The 18,352-nt window shown below is 50.6% G+C and carries 8 protein-coding genes and 3 rRNA genes; 10 read left to right on the top strand and 1 reads right to left on the bottom strand.

The window, feature by feature from the left end; all coding sequences use genetic code 11:
• Nucleotides 1-777 precede the first annotated feature (777 nt).
• Nucleotides 778-3,267 (top strand): NAD-dependent DNA ligase LigA, encoded by a 2,490-nt coding sequence (ligA, locus tag BK816_RS02885; protein WP_083379022.1) that lies wholly within the window; start codon nt 778-780, stop codon nt 3,265-3,267.
• Here ligA and BK816_RS02890 read toward each other — a convergent pair whose 3' ends face one another.
• A complete protein-coding gene (locus tag BK816_RS02890) occupies nt 3,268-4,545 on the bottom strand; it encodes a phospholipase D-like domain-containing protein (protein ID WP_071163840.1) in 1,278 nt (425 codons plus the stop codon). It lies immediately after the preceding gene.
• Between the two features lie 66 nt (nt 4,546-4,611).
• Here BK816_RS02890 and gatC point away from each other — a divergent pair, with 66 nt between their 5' ends.
• The 9 genes from gatC (at nt 4,612) to BK816_RS02935 (ending at nt 18,277) form a co-directional block, all read left to right on the top strand.
• Entirely contained in the window at nt 4,612-4,908 is a 297-nt protein-coding gene (gatC, locus tag BK816_RS02895; RefSeq protein ID WP_071163841.1) for an Asp-tRNA(Asn)/Glu-tRNA(Gln) amidotransferase subunit GatC, read from the top strand.
• Nucleotides 4,909-4,911: 3 nt separating this feature from the next.
• Nucleotides 4,912-6,414 carry an Asp-tRNA(Asn)/Glu-tRNA(Gln) amidotransferase subunit GatA gene (gene gatA / locus BK816_RS02900; RefSeq protein WP_071163842.1) on the top strand — a complete coding sequence of 501 codons (1,503 nt, stop codon included), beginning with the start codon at nt 4,912-4,914 and terminating at the stop codon, nt 6,412-6,414.
• A gap of 4 nt (nt 6,415-6,418) precedes the next feature.
• The gene (gatB, locus tag BK816_RS02905; protein WP_071163843.1) at nt 6,419-7,915 is read left to right on the top strand and encodes an Asp-tRNA(Asn)/Glu-tRNA(Gln) amidotransferase subunit GatB; all 1,497 of its coding nucleotides are present in this window, start codon (nt 6,419-6,421) and stop codon (nt 7,913-7,915) included.
• A gap of 141 nt (nt 7,916-8,056) precedes the next feature.
• Nucleotides 8,057-9,511 (top strand): NAD-dependent malic enzyme, encoded by a 1,455-nt coding sequence (locus BK816_RS02910; RefSeq protein ID WP_071163844.1) that lies wholly within the window; start codon nt 8,057-8,059, stop codon nt 9,509-9,511.
• A gap of 110 nt (nt 9,512-9,621) precedes the next feature.
• Nucleotides 9,622-10,929: an AGE family epimerase/isomerase gene (locus BK816_RS02915; RefSeq protein ID WP_071163845.1), complete on the top strand. Its 1,308-nt coding sequence runs from the start codon at nt 9,622-9,624 to the stop codon at nt 10,927-10,929.
• 478 nt (nt 10,930-11,407) lie between these two features.
• Nucleotides 11,408-12,942, top strand: a 16S ribosomal RNA gene (locus BK816_RS02920).
• Between the two features lie 400 nt (nt 12,943-13,342).
• Nucleotides 13,343-16,444 (top strand): 23S ribosomal RNA (locus BK816_RS02925).
• A gap of 90 nt (nt 16,445-16,534) precedes the next feature.
• Nucleotides 16,535-16,652 (top strand): 5S ribosomal RNA (gene rrf, locus BK816_RS02930).
• Together the 16S, 23S and 5S rRNA genes form the textbook arrangement of a ribosomal RNA operon.
• Before the next feature lie 260 nt (nt 16,653-16,912).
• Nucleotides 16,913-18,277 carry a threonine/serine exporter family protein gene (locus BK816_RS02935; protein ID WP_236842349.1) on the top strand — a complete coding sequence of 455 codons (1,365 nt, stop codon included), beginning with the start codon at nt 16,913-16,915 and terminating at the stop codon, nt 18,275-18,277.
• Nucleotides 18,278-18,352: the final 75 nt, after the last annotated feature.

Here is an 18,352-nt window from a genome sequence, read left to right on the forward strand (position 1 = left end):
AGGAAACCAAGCAATATCCCAAGTAGGACAAACCCAAATAGGGATCGTGCACTAGTGAAAAGCCATCGAAAAAAGAACCCTAAGAAGAATACGAAGGGAAAAAAGAACCACCAGTTTTGCTTAGAGATATCAGCTTTAGTCGGTGGCATGACTAGCTCTGCGCTCTGGGGCCGAGGGCGTAACTCCAAAAGATTCGAACCTATTAGAAGGCGCTGACCAACTGTTAGTCTAACCTTTTGTATTCGCTGTCTATTTCCCCTCAGATTAATGGTTTTTTCTTTCGCGACGCCAAGAGCCCTCCGCCCTCGGCTGGTAACGGTGGGCAAAAGAAACACTTCAGCGAACCTCTTGTTCATTTGCCAATAGCCGAGATTTTCATTTGAATATGAGGGGGATTTGCCGATTCGTCTAGGGATAACACCTGGTGCCAGACATTCACCAGTTGCCGGGCCGGATATGACGGCTAAGTGATAATTGCTTGTGCTGGCACTTTGATGTTGCTTTGAAGCTATTTTTCCCACCTCCAGACCGCCAAACAGTCAACGACGCGTAGCTAGCACGTCAAAGGGCTGAATTTAAGCTCAGCAAACGGGCAAGCTAACAAGTTAAAACTGTTGTCATCGCTAGATTTATTGTGAAGAACTAGCGTGCACGTCTCGATTTGAGAAAGGCAGGTTGGGGATAAATCTCGTGTGAATAAAATGAAGAATTTACGAGATAGATTTCGCGCTTGGGCGAGAAAGTGCCATCAAAAATCGGATTAGGCAAAATAGCATTATGGAAAAGTCTGTGTTACCCGATGATGATCTCTTCTCTTTGCCAGAACTAAAAGAGGCCAAGGCAATCACTCCCGAGATTAAAGCCGAGTATCAGCGACTTAGCACGCAGATCGATAAAGCTCGCCAAGAATACTATGACCTTAGTGCCGAAGAACTCGAAGTCACTGCGACCACCCTTTCAGATGAAGAATACGATCGACTTTTCATCCAGTTACAACAACTAGAAACTGAGTATCCCCAGCTAAAGACAGAACTATCACCCAGCCAATCTGTTGGCGGCGGCAGTACTGGTAACTTCCCGAAAGTTACCCACCATGCTCGCATGATGAGCTTGGATGATGTTTTCTCCTTAGATGAAGTCAAACAGTGGATGACTCGTATGCATGCCCTAACGGGGCTCGAACAACTAGAATTTACTGCTGAAACTAAGGTTGACGGGCTAGCAATTTCCTTGACATATGAACAGGGAAAGCTAGTACGTGCGGCCACTCGTGGCGATGGCAATATCGGTGACGATGTCACTCCAAATGTTTTGACTATCAAGGAGATTCCACTTGAACTAGCCGGTGAAAACCACCCAGATTTGGTGGAAATACGCGGTGAAATTTATATTCCGGTAGCCGCCTTTAACGAGTTTAATCAGCAGCGAAAAGCTACCAATCTCGAACTCGAACTACTAGAAAAAGAAACCGGCAAAAGACGTCCAAGACTTAAACTTTTCGTCAATCCTCGCAATATGGCAGCTGGCTCGTTAAGACAAAAAGACTCACTGATTAGCGCTAGCCGGCCTATGGCATTTGTGGCTCATGGTGTGGCGATCGGACAAACACAAACGCTTGATCTTGACTTGCCGACCTCGGTCGAAGAAAAGGCCCAAAATGGCTTTATCGAACCAAAAACACTAACCGGCTGGTTTGACCTAATGTCGAGCTGGGGGCTTCCCACCTCGCCTTACAACGAGACAGTAAATACCTTCGCTGAACTCGAGGCGTACATTAAAAAATATGGAGATAAGCGCTTTACCTTACATCACGAAATCGATGGGGTGGTAGTTAAAGTAAATCGCCTAAAGCTTCAAGATGACCTTGGGGCCACTGCCAGGGCACCCCGTTGGGCATGCGCCTACAAATATCCACCGGTTGAGGTGCATACCAAACTGCTCGATATTCGGGTCCAAGTAGGCCGGACAGGTCGGGTAACACCCTATGCCTTGATGGAGAAGACTTTAGTTGCTGGTTCAGAAGTTTCTAGGGCAACATTGCACAACCCAGGTGAAGTCAAGCGAAAAGAAGTACTCATTGGCGATACCGTGGTTTTGCGTAAAGCCGGAGACGTAATTCCGGAAGTGCTTGGTCCGGTAAAGTCGCTCCGTACTGGGGCCGAAAAAGAGTTCATCATGCCCCAAACCTGCCCTTCATGCCATGGCCCGATTGGTCCTGCCAAGGAAGGCGATGCGGATTTTAGGTGCCTGAATGCCAAATCCTGCCCCGCTCAACTGATTGAACGAGTTGCGCATCTCGGTTCTCGTGGAGCTTTGGATATCGAAGCCCTCGGTGATAAGACTGCCATGGCCTTGACCCAACCAGATCAGGATCGCGACCTAGTGATTTCTGCACTAATCGAGGGCGAACCAGTGAAACTGATTGACGGTCAGTGGCTTTCGCTTACGCCAGAACAGGTAGCCGACCTCGATGATGTCCAAAAACTGGCTTTGGCTGAAGAATTAATTCCCCAAGTCGAGCCAGTATTACATTCGGAAGCCACCATTTTCGACTTAACTCTTGAGGATTTACTCCCTGCTATTACTTGGCGACGAGTGAAGGCGGATCGTAAATTTGGCCCGCATTGGAAGCAAGAACGATACTTCTACAATGAGCCTAAAAAGGTTAAGGGTTCAGATGAACTACAGCTCCCAGAACCATCCAAGATCGCGCACTTATTGTTAGCAGAGCTGCAAGCTGCCAAAACCAAGACTTTGTGGCGACAACTGGTGGCTCTCTCAATTAGGCATCTTGGTCCAGTTGCAGCAAGAGAAGTCGCGGCAACTTTTGGCACTCTCGACGCCATTATGAACGCTAATGTAGAGGAAATAGCGCAAGTAGAGGGAGTAGGCGTCATTATTGCCCAGTCGCTAAAAGATTGGTTCGAGGTCGATTGGCATCAGAACATTATCGCATCTTGGAAGCGTGCTGGGGTGACATTCTTAGACGATACACCCCAGGTCTCTTCAGATGCTTTGCTAGCTGGTATGACGATTGTAATTTCTGGATCTATCGAGGGATATACTCGTACTTCCGCGCAGGAAGCGGTTCGAAATCTGGGTGCGAAAGCAGCTAGCTCCGTTTCAGCGAAAACCGACCTACTGGTGGCGGGTGAAAAGGCTGGCAGCAAATTGGCTAAAGCCGAACAGTTGGGCGTTCGCGTACTACCTGGTACTCGTTTTGAGGAGTTTTTGGCGAAAGGGCCAGCACTTTTTGAAGCTGAGTGATTAGAGCCAGAACCCTAGTGGTTTAATAATTCGCTCGATTACACGCCAGTGGGTTGGACGATTCTCCCACTGTTTAATATCGAGGCGACGAGAAGTGGTGAGATCCTTTTGGAATACTTTTTCCATCACTTGCGCTACGCTCTCGCCATGGAAACTGAGGTTGATCTCGAAGTTACCGGTTAGGGAAAGACGATCGATATTCGCAGTGCCGATAGTAGCCCAACGACCATCGATGGTGGCAGTTTTTGCGTGAACCATCGCATGCTTGTAGAGCCAAACTTCGACCCCTCCAGCCAGTAGTGTTTGGAAATGCGGGGCAGCTGCCCAGTCCGCCAAAATGTGGTTCGAGCGTTCGGGAATCAATACCTTAACGTCTACTCCGCGTTTAGCTGCTGCAATTAGGGCCGCAATAAACTCGGGATCCGGGATGAAATATGCTTGGGTAATCCAGATTCGTTTGCTCGCCCGAGCAATGGCATCAATGTAGGCACCTCGAATCGGGAAGAGGATTTTATTCGGAGCGTTGACAACTGCTTGGATACAGGTATCCCATTGCTTAGCCCCCTGATCTGGCAGTGGGGGATGATCGTTTTTTCTGAAGTCATTCCAGAATTCAACAAACGCATTTTCAAGTTCCCAAACTGCTGGGCCTTCAACCCTCACTTGGGTGTCGCGCCAACTCGTCGCGTAAAGATCGCCAATGTTGTAGCCGCCAACCCAGCCAACTTTACTGTCAACTACAAGTACTTTGCGGTGGGTGCGACCAAACATGCGCATACGTAGCAGGATTAAATCCGGGCGCATTAAGGGGAATCGTAGAATATGGAAGTTTTTGTTTCGAGGGAAAATCTTAAATTTGGGGTTTACTACCAAGTTTGCAAAGGTATCGTAGATGCAGTAAACCTTGACTCCGCGTTGAGCTGCAGCGATTAGCTCTTTTTTAAACTCTTTACCGACATTGTCGCCCTTCCAAATGAAAGTTTCGAAGTAGATACTTTCTTTGGCTTCTCGGATGGCTTGCAACATATCGGCGTAAAGCGCTTGGCCGTTGGTGTAAACGGTGAGATTGTTATCGGCAAGTTCCGCTGGGGTAGGAGGTAGATGTGGGAATCCTTTAAAACCACCAGGAACACGGTGTTTACGGAATTGGTCGTAGGTTAGAATCCCTGCAACTGTGCCTACCTGCAAGGTCGCGGCACCGATCAACCACCACTTCAAAGCGCGCGTGGCTGAGGTGGCGAGATTATCGGGATCAACTTTTCGACCAAAAAATTTCATGTGTCTAACATACCTTATTGAGCTTGTCAGCAGACAGTTTCGCCGCTTGTGCCTTAGACTGATTTTATGTCTGATTTTTCTAGTGAGATGGTTATGCGCCTTGCTCAGATGTCAAGAATCGCCTTGACAGAAGCAGAAGCGCAGGATTTAGCCGATGAATTGGCCGTTATTACCGCGGCAGTAGAGAAGGTAGCAAGTGTTGCTTCGGATGAAATTCCAGCAACTTCACATCCGCTACCTTTGGAAAATGTAATGCGTGAAGATGTGGTAGGTGACACGTTGGATCGCGATGAAGTACTCGCAGCAGCTCCGATGTCAGCCGATGGCATGTTCAAGGTTGCCCAGATTTTGGGGGAGGAATAAGCAATGACTAACGAAATCGTATTCCTCGATGCTGTCGAGATGGCCGAAAAAATGCGTGCTGGTGAGCTGACCTCGGAAGAGATCACCAAAGCTTGCCTAGAGCGCATCGAAAAGTTTGATGCCAAGCTTCATGCTTTCTTGTACCTAAATGCGGAAGGCGCTTTGGAAACCGCTCGTGAGGTTGACCGTTTGCGGGCCGAGGGCGCTGAGCTTCACCCGCTAGCAGGTGTGCCGATCGCCCTTAAGGACAACATTGTTACCCGCGGCATGCCGACTACCTGCGCTTCCAAGATTTTGGAAGGCTGGCTACCTCCATATGACGCTACTGTCGTTGAGCGCATCAAGGAAGCTAAGTTGCCGATCATCGGCAAGACCAATATGGACGAATTCGCGATGGGTTCTTCTTGTGAGCACTCAGCCTTTGGCTCGACTTACAATCCGTGGGATCTAGAACGTATCCCTGGTGGTAGTGGTGGCGGTTCTGCCGCAGCAGTTGCCGCTTATCTCGTACCTCTTGCTTTAGGCTCCGATACTGGTGGTTCAATCCGTCAGCCAGGTGCTGTCACCGGCACCGTTGGTGCCAAGCCCACGTATGGGGCTGTCTCGCGTTACGGTCTGGTGGCAATGGCCTCCTCCCTTGATCAGATTGGTCCTGTAACTCGTTCGGTTCGTGACGCAGCTGCCTTGCAGGAATTGATGGGCGGGCACGATGCTTACGATTCCACTTCCTTGCCAGGTGATCAGTCTGGACTACTTTCGGCCGTAACCGAGGCTAAAGCCGATCAGCTCAAGGGCTTGCGCGTTGGTGTGGTTAAGCAGCTGACTGGTGAGGGATATGCCCCAGCTGTTCGCGATGCCTTCGAAAAGACGGTGGCAGAGCTTAAGGCAAAGGGCGCAGAAATCGTCGAGGTTGATTGCCCCTCCTTTGATTACGCTATGGCTGCTTACTACTTGATTATGCCGGCGGAAGTTTCATCGAACTTGGCTCGTTTCGATGGTGTGCGCTATGGCTTGCGCGTAGAACCAACTGATAAGGCAGTTACTGCTGAATCGGTAATGGCAGCAACCCGTGCCGCAGGCTTTGGTCCAGAAGTGAAGCGTCGTATCATCCTCGGTACCTTCGTACTGTCCTCCGGTCAGGTTGATGCCTACTATGGCTCAGCTCAGAAGGTTCGTACTTTGATCCAGCGTGACTTCGACCAGGCATTTGCACAAGCAGACGTTTTGGTTTCCCCAACCTCACCAACAACTGCCTTCAAGTTGGGTGAGAAGAACGATGACCCGATGTCGATGTACCTCAACGACATTGCAACCGTGCCGGCAAACCTTGCAGGTGTTCCCGCTATTTCTATTCCAAATGGCTTGGATGAGCAGAACTTGCCAATCGGTTTCCAGGTTATCGCCCCAGCTAAGGAAGATCGTTTAATGTACGAGGTCGCCCAACTGGTTTCCTCATTGAGTGAAGATGTGCCGGCAAAGTGCCCGGCTCGTGACTGGAAGGAATGAACCGATGGCAACTTTGATGAAGTATGAGGATGCGGTCGCTAAGTTTGATCCCGTCCTCGGGATGGAAGTTCACGTTGAACTTGGTACCAAAACCAAAATGTTCGACCATGCTCCGAATGCCTTCGGTGGCGATCCAAATACCTACTTAACTCCAGTTTCGTTAGGTTTGCCTGGATCTCTTCCAGTAGTAAATGCACAAGCTGTTGAGTACGCCATCCGGATTGGTCTGGCTCTAAACTGCAAGATTGCCGAATACTGCCGGTTTGCTCGAAAGAACTACTTCTACCCAGATCTAACCAAGGCATTCCAGACTTCGCAGTACGATGAGCCAATCGCTTATGACGGCTACTTGGACGTTGAACTAGATGATGGTGAAATCTTCCGCGTTCCGATTGAACGCGCCCATATGGAAGAAGACGCCGGTAAGAACACTCACCTTGGTGGTGCGGATGGTCGCATCCATGGTGCTAGCGCCTCTTTGGTGGACTATAACCGTGCTGGCGTCCCTTTGGTCGAAATTGTTACTCGTCCAATCGAGGGCGCGGGCGATCGGGCACCTGAGGTAGCAGCTAAGTACGTTGAAACTTTGCGCGATATTTTCCGGGCGATCGGTGTATCTGAAGCTCGCATGGAGCGCGGTAACGTTCGTGCTGACGTGAACGTTTCATTGCGTCCTTCGCCAGAGGCTAAGCTAGGTACTCGTACTGAAACCAAGAATGTTAACTCTTTCCGTTCGATTGAAAGAGCTGTTCGCTACGAGATTCGTCGCCAGGCCGCCATCCTCGATGGTGGGGGCGAGATCCAGCAGGAAACTCGTCACTTCCATGAAGAAGATGGTTCGACTTCCTCTGGTCGCGCGAAGACTGATGCTGAGGATTACCGTTACTTCCCAGAGCCAGATTTGGTGCCTTTGCGTCCAGACCCGGCTTGGGTCGAGGAAATCCGTGCTGCGCTACCTGAACTACCAGCCGTTCGTCGTCGTCGCCTTGCTACTGAGTGGGGCTTTACCGACATGGAAATGCGCGATGTAGTCAATGCTGGTGCCGTCGAATTGATCGAAGAGACTGTCGCCTCTGGAGTTGCTCCCGCAGCTGCTCGTAAGTGGTGGATGGGTGAACTTGCTCGTCATGCCAAGGAGCAGGAGATCGGTCTTTCCGAAGTTAAAATCACTCCGGCTCAGATTGGTCAGCTCCAGCAGATGGTCGATGAAGGCAAGCTTAACGACAAACTTGCCCGTAAGGTGATGGGCTTTGTCCTTGCCGGTGAAGGCGATCCTGCTGAAGTAGCTGCCGCACATGGTCTTGAAGTGGTAAACGATGACGGTGCTTTGATTAAGGCCGTTGACGACGCATTGGCTGCTGATCCTTCGATTGCTGAAGCCATCAAGGGTGGGCGTGTGCAGGCCGCTGGTGCAGTTGTCGGCGCGGTTATGAAGGCAACCCGTGGACAAGCAGACGCTGCTCGCGTTCGCGAACTAGTTCTCGAGCGCTGCCAGGCTTAATGCTCAGTTGGGGTGAGTAGCTGATCAAAGGCTACTCACCCCAATTTGCTTATTATTAGCAACACAATCTACTGTTATATCGTTCTATTACGATGGATAATAGGTAAACTTAGGGATAAATCCCGAGGAATAGGAGAATATATGGGTCGCGTTAGCCCTTCATACACCGTTACCGTCCGCTTGCTCGCTGACGAGTCGGTTTCTTCCAACGAAATTGTTTCTGCGGTTACCAAAGTTGAAGCAATTCTTTCTGGGCTTGACGTAGTTAAGTCCGATCGTGCTGGATTGACTCTCGATCTCACCGCCGACTGCTACGATTCGGAACACCGTCGTAAGTTGGTAGCAGAATTGAAGAGCCTAGGTGGCGTTAAGATCCTTTCCGTTTCCGACTCAACTTTTATGGCGCATGTCGGCGGCAAGCTTGAAGTCCACTCCAAGATCCCGGTTAAGAACCGTCGCGATCTTTCCCGTGCATACACTCCTGGCGTGGCTCGTGTATGTACTGCCATTGCCGATGAACCATCGAAGGCACATTTACTAACGATTAAGGCCAATACTGTGGCTGTGGTTTCGGACGGAACTGCCGTCCTCGGTTTGGGCGATATCGGCCCTGCTGCAGCTCTTCCTGTTATGGAAGGCAAAGCCATTTTGTTCAAGGAATTTGGTGGTGTGGACGCATGGCCAGTCGTCCTCGACACCAAAGATACCGACGAAATCGTTCAGATCGTGAAGGCTATTGCCCCCGCATATGGTGGCATTAACCTTGAGGATATTGCTGCGCCGCGCTGTTTCGAGATTGAAGAACGTCTACGTGAAGAACTAGATATTCCAGTGTTCCACGATGATCAGCACGGTACTGCAATTGTAGTTTTGGCCGCGTTGCTAAACGCCTTGAAACTTGTAAATAAGCGAATTGAAGACGTGCGTATCGTCGTCTCGGGCGTTGGCGCTGCTGGTTCTGCCATCATTAAACTTTTGATGGCTCAGGGAGCTAAGGACATTGTTGGTTATGGTCGCTCTGGTGCGCTTCACGCAGATGACGTCGAAGGGATGCACCCATCGCGGCGTTGGCTGGCTGAAAACACCAATCCTCGTAAGGTGAAGGGTGAACTAGCTGATGGTCTAAAGGATGCCGATGTCTTTATTGGCGTTTCCCACGGCGATATTCTGACTCCTGATGACATCGCTCAGATGGCGGACAACGCGATTGTCTTTGCTTTGGCCAACCCAACTCCTGAGGTCGATCCTCTGGGTGCAGCCCAGCATGCGGCAGTGGTGGCCACCGGTCGTTCTGACTACCCGAACCAGATCAACAATGTTTTGGCATTCCCTGGTCTCTTCCGCGGTTTGTTAGATGCCCGTGTTTCTCAGATTACTACTGAGGTTTTGCGTGTGTCTGCAGTGGCAATTGCCGAGGTCGTATCGGCAGAAGAGTTGTCGCCTCGTTACATTATCCCCGGTGTGTTTGATGATCGCGTAGCGCCAGCAGTTGCAGAGGCAGTGAAATTGGCAGTTAAGGATTTGCCTACCCGCCAAATTGCATGTCAAGAGCACTTGCCAACGGCTGAAGAAGCTTGTCAAGAACACATTCACTGACGGTCTGTCGCTGTGTCATGTTACTTAGGTGACATGTAGTTCAAAATATCTTAAAATAGTTGGGTCTACTGTTTTGGCAGTAGGCCCAACTATTTTGGCAAGGAGGCCAGATGATGGAACAGAACAGCAGCGTGCTTTCCTATTCGTCGCCGGACTTTGTCCAGTGGCTCGAATCAGAGTTTTGGGAACTGGCAAAATTCGGCGCCAAGGCGAAAACCGAAAATGGATTTGGTTATTTAAATGAAGATGGCACCATCGATTTGAGTAAAGGTGCCCAGCTTTGGATCAATGCCAGAATGACACATATTGCTTGTTTGGCAGTGTTGAAAGGCGACGAATCTTACCGTTCTATGGCAGAGCATGGGCTCTCAGCATTGCTTGGCCCCTTCCGCGATGCGAAGTATGGAGGCTGGTACTCTGAGATCCCAGCAATGGGTCCGGTTGAAGATCAGCTTACGGATAAAGAAGCCTATGCTCATGCTTTTGTCCTGCTAGCGGCCTGCAGTTTATCGGCTGCTCAAATCCCTGGGGCAGATGAACTTTTGGAGCTGGCGCTTACTGATCAGGATGTCCACTGGTGGGATGAAGAAAGCCAAATGGTGTTTGATGCTTATAGTCATGATTTCTCTCAGGTACGTCAATACCGTGGAGCAAATGCCAATATGCATACTGTTGAAGCATATTTAGCTGCCGCTGATACTACGCGAAACGGGCTGTGGCTAAAACGAGCGGCTGCTATTACTAAGCGGATGGTGTCTCAGGCTCAGTCGCATAACTGGTTATTACCTGAACATTACGATGCTAGTTGGACCCCTCAACTTGATTACAACCGCGAAAATCCGGCGGATCCCTTCCGACCTTTCGGTGCCACCATTGGGCATAGTTTCGAATGGATTCGTTTGTGCGCGCAACTAGAAATCGCCAATTGGAAACTAGAACATGATTTGAGTCCCGACAAGAAGCTGACGCAAGAACCGGTGAATGATGAGCTGAAAGAGGACCTTGCAGAACTTATTACTAAACTTTGGCAATGGTATCTAGTGACTAAAAAAGTCGGTTATCAAGCAGCGGTAAATTCTGGTTTCGTTTATACCGTTGATTGGGAGGGAACTCCAGTAGTTACGGCTAGAATGCATTGGGTGATTTGTGAGGCAGTGTCCTGTGGAGAAACCTTAAGACGACTTTGCCTTGAGCCAGAGACTCAAGTCGAACTCTCTGAGGACTTAGCTTTGTGGTGGCGACTGGTGCAAGAGCAATTTGTAAAGGAACCAGGGCGTTGGCGACATGAGGTTAATGCTCAAGGGCTTCCTCAGATCACTACTTGGGAAGGAATGCCGGATGTATACCATGCCGGTCAAGCAGTACTACTACCAACCATTTCGCTTGATCCAGTGTTTGCTTGGGCGCTGAGGAACTAAGGAAAGTCTACATTTCGCAAGCTAGTAAACCTCGCCAATGACATGTTAAAAGCTTGGTGAACAACGGTTGACGAAAAATAATCGAAAATGCTAACATAGCTGTCTATTCGGTTAATGCGAATGGTGGCACGGTGCCTTAGCTTGCACCTGCAGGTGCTCAAGTAGCATCATTATCTAGCGCCGCACGGAGCGTTTGTGAAGTGTGGTTGTCATTGAAGGCCTGTTTGGTTGGATGTGATGAGGGTCGCTGGTTTTTGGTTTGACATTGTTTGTTTTGTTGGACTAAGATTGTGACTCGGCGATAAAGCCTGATTCTTTCTGATGGGGCCGAGTGTTTTGCTTGGTTTTGTTGGTTGTGGGTTTGTTGTTTGATAACTCGATAGTGTTTTTGTTTTGTTTTTTGTTTACGCAGTTTTTTTGTTTTTTGGTTGGGATTGCCGCCTTTTTTGGTGGTTTTTTCTTTCTGGATATTGTTTTTTGTTCGGAGAGTTTGATCCTGGCTCAGGACGAACGCTGGCGGCGTGCTTAACACATGCAAGTCGAACGATGAAGCGGTGCTTGCACCGTGGATTAGTGGCGAACGGGTGAGTAACACGTGAGTAACCTGCCCCCTTCTTTGGGATAAGCATTGGAAACGATGTCTAATACTGGATATTCACATCAGGGCGCATGTTTTGGTGTGGAAAGGTTTTTCTGGTGGGGGATGGGCTCGCGGCCTATCAGCTTGTTGGTGGGGTGATGGCCTACCAAGGCTTTGACGGGTAGCCGGCCTGAGAGGGTGACCGGTCACACTGGGACTGAGATACGGCCCAGACTCCTACGGGAGGCAGCAGTGGGGAATATTGCACAATGGGCGCAAGCCTGATGCAGCGACGCCGCGTGAGGGATGACGGCCTTCGGGTTGTAAACCTCTTTCAGTAAGGACGCAGGGCAATTTTCGGATTGTTTGACGGTACTTGCAGAAGAAGCGCCGGCTAACTACGTGCCAGCAGCCGCGGTAATACGTAGGGCGCAAGCGTTGTCCGGAATTATTGGGCGTAAAGAGCTTGTAGGCGGTTTGTCGCGTCTGTCGTGAAAACCAGCAGCTTAACTGTTGGCTTGCGGTGGGTACGGGCAAACTAGAGTGCGGTAGGGGAGACTGGAATTCCTGGTGTAGCGGTGGAATGCGCAGATATCAGGAGGAACACCGATGGCGAAGGCAGGTCTCTGGGCCGTTACTGACGCTGAGAAGCGAAAGCGTGGGGAGCGAACAGGATTAGATACCCTGGTAGTCCACGCTGTAAACGTTGGGCACTAGGTGTGGGGGGCCGTTTGGTTTTCTGCGCCGTAGCTAACGCATTAAGTGCCCCGCCTGGGGAGTACGGCCGCAAGGCTAAAACTCAAAGGAATTGACGGGGGCCCGCACAAGCGGCGGAGCATGCGGATTAATTCGATGCAACGCGAAGAACCTTACCAAGGCTTGACATGCACTGGAACACTGCAGAGATGTGGTGGTCTTCGGACTGGTGTACAGGTGGTGCATGGTTGTCGTCAGCTCGTGTCGTGAGATGTTGGGTTAAGTCCCGCAACGAGCGCAACCCTTGTCTCGTGTTGCCAGCACTTCGGGTGGGGACTCGCGAGAGACTGCCGGGGTTAACTCGGAGGAAGGTGGGGATGACGTCAAATCATCATGCCCCTTATGTCTTGGGCTTCACGCATGCTACAATGGCCGGTACAGAGGGTTGCGATATCGTAAGGTTGAGCGAATCCCTTAAAGCCGGTCTCAGTTCGGATTGGGGTCTGCAACTCGACCCCATGAAGGCGGAGTCGCTAGTAATCGCAGATCAGCAATGCTGCGGTGAATACGTTCTCGGGCCTTGTACACACCGCCCGTCACGTCACGAAAGTTGGTAACACCCGAAGCCCATGGCCCAACCCGCTTGCGGGAGGGAGTGGTCGAAGGTGGGATTAGCGATTGGGACGAAGTCGTAACAAGGTAGCCGTACCGGAAGGTGCGGCTGGATCACCTCCTTTCTAAGGATTTCTTAGATTTTATTTTTATGGCCAAGCGTTTGGCTGCTAGTTTAGTTGCTCTTTTGGGCTGATTACCGGGGTTTGTTTCCCATGTTTGTTTGGGGCTTTGGTTTTTGGTTTGTTTGGGTGGTGTTTGACGCTAGTGGTTGTTTGGTTGTGTACCTTTTTTTCAACCTTTGAAACTGTGGGTTGGCATTTAACAAAACGAGGATGCTGTCGGGTTATGGAACAATAAACCGTTTTAGGGTTTTGTTCTTGCGCTTTTCTTTAAAACACGAACTGTTATCAAACGTTTTGTTTGGTTTGTGTTTTGGGGTTGGGGCGTGGTTGTTTGTTAACTGTATAGTGGACGCGAGCATCTTAATTGATACTTAAACATTTTTGATTTTGTGTTCTGGTTTGTTTAGTTTTTAAGGGCATTCGGTGGATGCCTTGGTACCAGGAGCCGATGAAGGACGTTATGGCCTGCGATAAGCCTCGGGGAGTTGGCGAATAAGCGTTGATCCGGGGATGTCCGAATGGGGGAACCCAGCCAGAGTAATGTCTGGTTACCTGCATCTGAATACATAGGGTGTAGGAGGGAACGCGGGGAAGTGAAACATCTCAGTACCCGTAGGAAAAGATATTTCGTTAGTAGTGGCGAGCGAACGCGAATGATGGCCAAACCGTTAGCGTGTGATTACCCGGCAGGGGTTGCGTTAGCGGGGTTGTGGGAGCAAACATCACCAGTCTGCCGGTTGGTGGCGTAGTTACAAAGTGACATTGTAAGTGAAAGGCATTGAATGGCCTACCATAGTGCGTGTAAGTCGCGTAACTGAAGTGGTGTCACCTGCGTGTTTTGTTTCCCAAGTAGCACGGGGCCCGTGAAATCTCGTGTGAATCTGCCCAGACCACTGGGTAAGCCTGAATACTTTCTGGTGACCGATAGTGCATAGTACCGTGAGGGAATGGTGAAAAGTACCCCGGGAGGGGAGTGAAATAGTACCTGAAACCGGATGCCTACAAGCCGTCAAAGCCCTTAGGGGTGATGGCGTGCCTTTTGAAGAATGAGCCTGCGAGTTAGCGGTGCGTGGCAAGGTTAACCCGTGTGGGGAAGCCGTAGCGAAAGCGAGTCTGAATAGGGCGTTATAGTCGCGTGCTCTAGACCCGAAGCGGGGTGATCTACCCATGGCCAGGTTGAAGCGATGGTAAGACGTCGTGGAGGACCGAACCCACCTAGGTTGAAAACTGGGGGGATGAGCTGTGGGTAGGGGTGAAAGGCCAATCAAACTCCGTGATAGCTGGTTCTCCCCGAAATGCATTTAGGTGCAGCGTCGCGTGTTTCTTACCGGAGGTAGAGCTACTGGTTGGTCAATGGGCCCTCACAGGTTACTGAGATCTGCCAAACTCCGAATGCCGGTAAGGTGATAGCGCGGCAGTGAGACTGCGGGGGATAAGCTCCGTAGTCGAGAGGGAAACAGCCCAGACCATCGGTTAAGGCCCCTAAGCGTGTGCTAAGTGGGAAAGGATGTGGAGTTGCTCAGACAACCAGGAGGTTGGCTTAGAAGCAGCCACCCTTGAAAGAGTGCGTAATAGCTCACTGGTCAAGTGATTCCGCGCCGACAATTTAGCGGGGCTCAAGTACACCGCCGAAACCGTGGCATCACAACTTTAGCTAAGCCTTCGTGGTTCAGGCGTTGTGATGGGTAGGGGAGCGTCCCATGTTGGCAGAAGCCCTGGTGTGAACCATGGTGGACGACATGGGAGTGAGAATGCAGGCATGAGTAGCGAATGACAAGTGAAAAACTTGTCCGCCGATTGACTAAGGGTTCCAGGGTTAAGCTAATCTGCCCTGGGTTAGTCGGGACCTAAGGCGAGGCCGACAGGCGTAGTCGATGGATAACCAGTTTATATTCTGGTACCGGTTCTAAACCGCCCATGCTGAATCAAACATACTAACCTCCACTTTGAACTGTCTTACTTTCTTCGGATTGTTTGACCAGTTTTTTGTGTTGGGACCAGGTTTGGTAGTAGGCAAGCGTATTAACAGGGGTGACGCACAGTGGTAGCTTCCGCGTACAGATGGAATTGTACGTTTAAAGCCGCAGCCCGCCACCTTGGCAAATCCGGGTGGCACAAGGGTGAGAGCTGATGATGACAACTATTGTTGGAAGAGAGTGATCCTGTGGTGCCAAGAAAAACCTCGACGTGAGGGTTAGAACCGCCCGTACCCCAAACCGACACAGGTAGTCAGGTAGAGTATACCGAGGCGATCGAGATAATCATGGTTAAGGAACTCGGCAAAATGCCCCCGTAACTTCGGGAGAAGGGGGACCACACCCGTCAAAACCCTTGCGGTTGGCAGCGGAATGTGGTCGCAGAGAATTGAGAGAAGCGACTGTTTACTAAAAACACAGGTGCGTGCGAAGACGCAAGTCGATGTATACGCACTGACGCCTGCCCGGTGCTGGAAGGTTAAGAGGAACGGTCAACCAACCTCGGTTGGTGAAGCTGTGAATTTAAGCCCCAGTAAACGGCGGTGGTAACTATAACCATCCTAAGGTAGCGAAATTCCTTGTCGGGTAAGTTCCGACCTGCACGAATGGCGTAACGACTTCTCTGCTGTCTCGACCATGAACTCGGCGAAATTGCACTACGAGTAAAGATGCTCGTTACGCGCAGCAGGACGGAAAGACCCCGGGACCTTTACTATAGCTTGGTATTGGTGCTCGCTTGGACTTGTGTAGGATAGGTGGGAGACTATGAACCAGCCACGCCAGTGGTTGGGGAGTCAATGTTGAAATACCACTCTGGTTCAAGTGCGCATCTCAACCTCGGTCCGTAATCCGGACCAGGGACAGTGCCTGGTGGGTAGTTTAACTGGGGCGGTTGCCTCCCAAAAAGTAACGGAGGCGCTCAAAGGTTCCCTCAGCCTGGTTGGTAATCAGGTGGCGAGTGTAAGTGCACAAGGGAGCTTGACTGCGAGACTGACAAGTCGAGCAGGTGCGAAAGCAGGAACTAGTGATCCGGCACCACCTTGTGGAAGGGGTGTCGCTCAACGGATAAAAGGTACCCCGGGGATAACAGGCTGATCTTGCCCAAGAGTCCATATCGACGGCATGGTTTGGCACCTCGATGTCGGCTCGTCGCATCCTGGGGCTGGAGTAGGTCCCAAGGGTTGGGCTGTTCGCCCATTAAAGCGGTACGCGAGCTGGGTTTAGAACGTCGTGAGACAGTTCGGTCCCTATCCGCTGCGCGCGCACGAAACTTGAGAAGACCTGTCCCTAGTACGAGAGGACCGGGACGGACGAACCTCTGGTGTGCCAGTTGTACCGCCAGGTGCATCGCTGGTTAGCTACGTTCGGAAAGGATAACCGCTGAAAGCATCTAAGCGGGAAGCCTGCTTCAAGATAAGGTTTCTTTTGAGGCTCCCAGCAGACTACTGGGTAGATAGGCCGGACGTGGAAGCACAGCAATGTGTTCAACAAGCCGACCGGTACTAATCAGCCAACAACTAAACAACAAAACACCAACACAAAACAAAAAACGCGTCCACTATACGGCTAACAACCAACCACACCAAACCACAAACAACAAAAAAGAATAAAAGACTTGTGGTGGTCATAGCGGCGGGGAAACGCCCGGCAACCATTCCGAACCCGGAAGCTAAGCCCGCCAGCGCCAATGGTACTGCAACCGCCAGGTTGTGGGAGAGTAGGACACCGCCACACCAAACCACAACAGGGCCCCCCAACACACCACGTGCTGGGGGGCCCAAAAAACACACCCAAAACGTCCTCGTCTTGCTAGGTTGGCTAACGGGGGCTTTGGGTTTCTTTCTCGTTTTTCTCTCTTCGCCCTAGTCTTTTTGACCGGGTATTACGGCATTTAGTTTTGTTTTCTTGGTGCCTTAATATTTTTCACACCATCACTTTTATTAATCGGGACTTTGTGGCTAGATTTATCTCAAATCTCATGACAAACTTGACCCGTGAAAAATGAAAAGCTTGATCCAAAACTACATCCATTTCTCGCCGCAAATCCTGAAGTGGCCGCAATGGATCCTCACGCCCGTCTAGCACAACAGTCCGCTGTTGTACTTCGTCTAGGACGTCTGTTGCTTGCAGCTGGCGCTAGCTCTTACCGTGTTAAGTCCTCCATGGCTCGTATGGCCAAGGCCGTAGGTATCGAAGAACACCGTGCTTCCGTCAGTTTTTCTGATATCGCGACTTCTGCCTATGCCAACGGTACGTTCCGCACCGAACTATACGAGAACCGTACCTTTGGGGTTAATGCTGACCGCATCGATCGCCTAAAGGCTCTGGCTCACAATCTACGTACCGATATGTCGGTAGAGGAACTAAACTCACAGCTTGACGAAATCGAAGCCACCAAGCCGTTGTACGGACCTATCGTCAACATGCTGGCTTCTGGTATCGCCTGTGCTGGTTTCTGCTTCCTAAATAAAGGTGGCTGGCCAGAATGCTTAGCAGTCCTCTTCGCTGCTACTGTCGGCCAGGCACTGCGTCGTGCTACCCTGCACCGGAAATTTAACCACTTTGCAGTTTGGCTGCTCTGCGGCCTTCTAGCTTCTTCCGTCTACATCGGCATCATCGAACTCATGGGGGTCGCTGGAATCATCGATCCTAACCTCTATCAGGCCGGTATCATTTCAGCCATCCTCTTTTTGATTCCCGGTTTCCCGATGACGACAGCAATACTCGACCTCGTTCGAATGGACTTCCCGTCTGCCCTTACGCGTTCTAGTTATGTCTTAGCGGTAATGGCGTCAGCTGGGGTAGCGGTGTGGGCAGTTACCTACACCTTCGGCTGGAGCGTTGACGTGCATGCGTCTTATCAGCTGCCATGGGCGGTATTGATTGCGTTGCGTTTCTTCTGCTCCTTTATTGCCGCGTGGGGCTTCGCAATCCTCTTCAATACTCCTACCAAGGTGTGCGCGATTGCGGCAACCATTGGTGCAACTGTGAACACTATCCGTACTATTGCTGTGGACGCGCACTTCCCATGGCATGCTGCTGTCGGTGCCGCAGCATTGGCGATCGGTCTACTAGCTGCTGCGGTAGCTTCTAAGACCTATTATTCGCGCGTATCTCTTTCAGTTCCGGCTGTAGTTATTATGATTCCAGGTGTGCCGTTCTACCGTGCGGTAACCGCTATGAACAACGGTATGGTCACCGATGCGATTTCTCAGATCGTACAGGTGTTCTTCGTTATCACCGCTATCGGTTTTGGTTTGGCGATCGCCCGTATGGTTACCGATACTAGATGGATTGTTGACGTGCCTACCAATACGTTGCCAAGCCTAGAATCGTCATCTCGACGAGAAATTCGCTAACTTCTAGCCCTCTAGGTACAAGAAGACTCATTATTTTAAAAAAGGGGCTTGGCTACTCTTCAACGAGTAGCCAAG

Origin of the sequence: Boudabousia tangfeifanii, assembly GCF_001856685.1 — a bacterium.
Classification (GTDB): Bacteria; Actinomycetota; Actinomycetes; order Actinomycetales; family Actinomycetaceae; genus Boudabousia; species Boudabousia tangfeifanii.

Coding starts and splice junctions, on each gene's coding strand:
- ligA (WP_083379022.1), top strand. CDS start 778: ATGGAAAAGTCTGTGTTACCCGATGATGATCTCTTCTCTTTGCCAGAA.
- BK816_RS02890 (WP_071163840.1), bottom strand. CDS start 4,545: ATGAAATTTTTTGGTCGAAAAGTTGATCCCGATAATCTCGCCACCTCA.
- gatC (WP_071163841.1), top strand. CDS start 4,612: ATGTCTGATTTTTCTAGTGAGATGGTTATGCGCCTTGCTCAGATGTCA.
- gatA (WP_071163842.1), top strand. CDS start 4,912: ATGACTAACGAAATCGTATTCCTCGATGCTGTCGAGATGGCCGAAAAA.
- gatB (WP_071163843.1), top strand. CDS start 6,419: ATGGCAACTTTGATGAAGTATGAGGATGCGGTCGCTAAGTTTGATCCC.
- BK816_RS02910 (WP_071163844.1), top strand. CDS start 8,057: ATGGGTCGCGTTAGCCCTTCATACACCGTTACCGTCCGCTTGCTCGCT.
- BK816_RS02915 (WP_071163845.1), top strand. CDS start 9,622: ATGATGGAACAGAACAGCAGCGTGCTTTCCTATTCGTCGCCGGACTTT.